This is a genomic window from Methylobacterium goesingense (genome assembly GCF_022179225.1).
GTDB lineage: Bacteria > Pseudomonadota > Alphaproteobacteria > Rhizobiales > Beijerinckiaceae > Methylobacterium > Methylobacterium goesingense.
In genome coordinates this window covers 1-3,827 of the sequence record NZ_BPQL01000225.1, presented here as the reverse complement: position 1 = coordinate 3,827, position 3,827 = coordinate 1, and the positions used below count along the sequence as shown (strand labels likewise).

3 protein-coding genes are annotated in these 3,827 nt (G+C 65.5%); all 3 read left to right on the top strand.

Going from position 1 to position 3,827, the window contains the following annotated elements:
- A partial coding sequence (locus tag MFF30_RS25355; RefSeq protein ID WP_238282996.1) for a Mu transposase C-terminal domain-containing protein occupies nt 1–850 on the top strand: 850 nt, incomplete at its 5' end.
- Between the two features lie 5 nt (nt 851–855).
- Entirely contained in the window at nt 856–1,971 is a 1,116-nt protein-coding gene (locus tag MFF30_RS25350; RefSeq protein ID WP_238282994.1) for an AAA family ATPase, read from the top strand.
- Complete coding sequence (locus tag MFF30_RS25345; protein WP_238282992.1) at nt 1,968–3,791, top strand: TniQ family protein; 1,824 nt, start codon at nt 1,968–1,970, stop codon at nt 3,789–3,791. The genes MFF30_RS25350 and MFF30_RS25345 overlap by 4 nt, the downstream gene beginning before the upstream one ends.
- The last annotated feature ends 36 nt before the right edge of the window (nt 3,792–3,827 follow it).

Here is a 3,827-nt window from a genome sequence, read left to right as displayed (position 1 = left end):
GGTGCTGACGTCGGACACGAAGGAGAGCTTCTACCATACGCTCAGCACGCAGTCGGTGGCTCGCCTTCCGGGCAAGACCTTCCACAACGTCGTGGCCCTCGGCGAATACGACAAGGAAGGCCGCACGTGCATCGAGACGCCGGAGTTGGCCGCTCTCCTCACCCGCTGGATCGTCGACACGTATCACGGAACGCCGCACGACGGCCTCGCCGGTGAGACGCCGCACGACGCCTGGAACAGGCTTGCGCGGATGTACGGCCTCCAGCCGGCGCCCGACCGGAACAAGGTCCGCTCCATCTTCGGCATCCCCCTGAGCCGCAAGCTGGGCAACGGCGGCATCCGGGTCCTCGGGCTGCGGTACTGGTGCGAGCCCCTCAAGGACCACTTCCTCGGCCACGGGTTCGTGGACATGGAGGTCAAGCTCGACCCGGAAGACATGGCGGAGATCTCCGTCCGCATCGGCAACGCCTGGCACGTCGCTTCCTGCACCCGCGAGGGTTTCGAGGACGTCACCATGGAGGCCTGGATCCGGACCTCCCGTGACCTCGCATCCAAGCACGCCGCCGGGGCCGTGATCACCGAGGGGGTGGTCCATGCCGCCATCCGTGCCGCCAACCTCCTGACCAAGCAGGCCATGGCCAGGGCCGGCATCTCGGCGCTGCCGCCGACAGCGGAGGATGTCGTCATCGCCGAGCGCGAGGTCATGCTGGGCTGGACCATGCCCGACAAGGCTGCACCGGGGGACGTCGGAAAGCGCCCGGATCCCCTCGATGGCGGCATTCCCGTCACCGGCCCCGACGACCTGCCCTCTTTGGGGACGGGTTCGAGCAAGTTCACCGTCGAGAGGTAGCGGTCATGTCCAACCAGGAATTCACCCACGATCCCGCGGCCGCGATCCGTGACACCATGCCCCCCGAGGTGCGGCGACGGTCGCGGCTCATGGAGCATGTCCGGCACGCCTACGTCCGCACCGACCGCGATGCCCTTATCGAGGAGCATTTCGACTGCCTGATGGAAGATCTGGTCGAGCGCAGGGAGCCCGACCATCCCGAGACTTCCGAGGAGCGTGCGGAGCGTCTCGAAGGCAACATCATGGTGGTCATCGGCGAAAGCGGCGCGGGCAAGACCACGGCGATGCGCAGGCTGTTCAAGAACAGCCCCTACGCACCCGGATACGGCATCGCGAACGCGCACTGTCCGGTGCTCACCGTCCGCGTCCCCTCTCCCTGCGGCGTCGGCGAACTCGGCCGGGCCGTCCTCTGGGCGACCCGCTATCAGCTGGCGCGCTCCCATCTCCCCGGCCCCGCGGTCTGGGGCATCGTGCGCCGTCGACTTCAGGCGCTGGGGGTCCTGGTCCTGCATCTCGACGAGGGCCAGGACGCCCCGCTGGCCATCAACGTCGACGAGCAAATCAAGCTGCGCAACCTCTGGAAGGCGCTGCTCGTGGACGAGGTCCATCCCGTCGGCCTGATCATCACGGGGCTGCCCGGGATCGAGGATTTCCTCCATCCCGACCGCCAACTCGTGCGACGTGGCTATTGGCAGACCTTCGAGCGTCTCACCGTGCCCGCCGACAACGAACTCGTCGGGGCGACCGTGGTGGCGCTTGCCGACATCGCCGGCCTCAACGTCGGCGGCGACGTCCAGCAGACCATCGTGCCCAGGCTCGTCCATGCGGGCTGCTACCTCCTCGGCATCACCATCGAGGAGATCCACAACGCCATCCGCTTCGCCCTCAGGAAGAACGCCATCGGCTCCGCCCCGAGGGAGGGGAAGCCCACGCTCGGCCTGACGCACTTCGCGGATGCCTACGCGTTCCGGACGGGATCCTTCGCGCCGTGGAACCCCTACCTGGCACCCGACTACGCCGCCATCGACGTCACCCGGGTGCTCGCGAGGATGGAACCCCTGGAGCCCGAGGCGGCGTCGACCCGCAAGCCGCGCAAGCGCAAGCTGGGGGGCATCGCATGACAGGCACCCCGCTCACCCTGACCATTCCGCTGATGCCTGGGGAAAGCACGCCCGGCTTCCTGTCGCGCCTCGCCGCCCGCAACGGGATCCCTCACATGAGGCACTTCTGCGCCGACATCGGCTTGGCGCGGGGACCGATCCTGTATGGCGAGCCGTCCGAATTGGCCCGCTTGGCACAGGTCTCCGCCGTCCCAGCGGTCGCCTTGGAGGCGGCAAGCCTGCGGAAGGTGCCTGGCGGCTTTTCCATCCGCGGCCACCGCATTCCGCCGTCGTCTCTCCGGAGGAAGGACTTCCACGTCTGTCCGGCCTGCCTCCGGGCGGACATCGCGGAATCCAGCTTCCCGAACCACGTCGCAGCCTACGACAGGCTGATCTGGAAGGTCAGGACTATCCGGACCTGCCCGATCCACGAACTGGGGCTGGTCGACCTCGGTGCCGGCGATTTCGTTGCGGATCAGGATTTCACCGCGGTGATGTGCCCCTACATGGGGCGCCTCGACGCGCTCGAACGGGACGCCGACAGGCGGCCGACGTCGGAGCTTGAGCGGTACGTGCTCACGCGCCTGGATGGCCACCTAGGCAATGCTCCGTTTCTCGACGCGCTTGAGGTGCACGTCGCCGCCCGGTTCTGCGAAGTGATCGGCGCGCTTTCGATTCACGGTCGGGGGCTCTTCTTCGAACGCCTCGATGAGGGCGATTGGCATCTCGCTGGCGCCGCGGGCATCGCCATCGCCGGCCTGGGCGGTACCGGGATCAGGGCCTTCCTGAACGAGCTTCAGCGAGCCTATCCCTACGGGCGCTCCGTGAGTGCGAGCCCGCGCTCGCCGATGGGCGATCTCCGAAGCTGGCTGGCCCGTCACAAGCGTGACGCGTCCTACGACGTTCTCCAAAATCTGATCGGGGATATTCTCGATGCGGGTCCGCCCGCCGATGTCGTGGACAAACCGAGGCGGGTTCATACGGGACACTGGATCACCCTCCCCGGCACCGTAGCGTCCCTGGACCTCCAGGGGGCCCCCAGTCGGCGCCGCCGGCTCCTTCCTACCGCGCCTCTCATCGAGATCGACGCCATGAAGCATCACAAGGCCACCCTCGCGCCCCCTATAAGCAGCCTGTCGGCAACCGAGGCATCGCCGGGGCTCGATCAGCACGAGGCAATGGACCGCCTCGACTGCGGCATGCCCCTGTTCCAATCGCTCGTGGCCCACGGTTTCGTGCGCCCCGCACAGCCTACCGCCCGTGGCGGATGGCGACACGCTTTCGAACCTGTAGAGCTCGACGCATTCATCTCGCGCCTGCTCGCTGCAGCAGCCCCCGTTCAGGAATTTCCTGCGGACATGGTCGGTATCGCCGAGGCCGCCATCGAGGGGGCCTGTACGGAAGTCGAGGTGATCCACCTGCTCCTGGGCCAGCGGCTCGCCATGGTCGGGCGCAAATCCGGCGAAGACGGTATCCGGTCGATCCTGGTCAGTTCCAGTGAGGTCGCGGCCCTTGTCTCCGAACATACGTTCCTGGGACCGACACTTCCGGAAGCCCGGGCCGAGTTGAAAGTGAAACCGGGGGCGCTGTTGAAACTGATCGAACTGGGCATTCTGGTAATCGAACGTGCTGTCGATGCTGCCAGTCGCCGTGCGGTGAAAGTTATCTCGAAAAGATCTTTTCACGGGTTTTCGGATAATTACGCCAGTGAATGCAGTTTGATTTGCTACTCGGATCCGAACCCTTACAGCAGGATTGATTGTTTAAAAAAATCTGGAGCAAAAATTATTCGGTTAGATCGTTCAGGAAATATAGGTACATTCATCAAAATAACGCCTTAGGCTGATCCCCCTAAACTCGCTCATGCAAAAGGCCCC

What these genes read in the sequence shown, in the direction of transcription:
- MFF30_RS25350 (WP_238282994.1), top strand. Translation starts at nt 856, where the DNA reads ATGTCCAACCAGGAATTCACCCACGATCCCGCGGCCGCGATCCGTGAC.
- MFF30_RS25345 (WP_238282992.1), top strand. Translation starts at nt 1,968, where the DNA reads ATGACAGGCACCCCGCTCACCCTGACCATTCCGCTGATGCCTGGGGAA.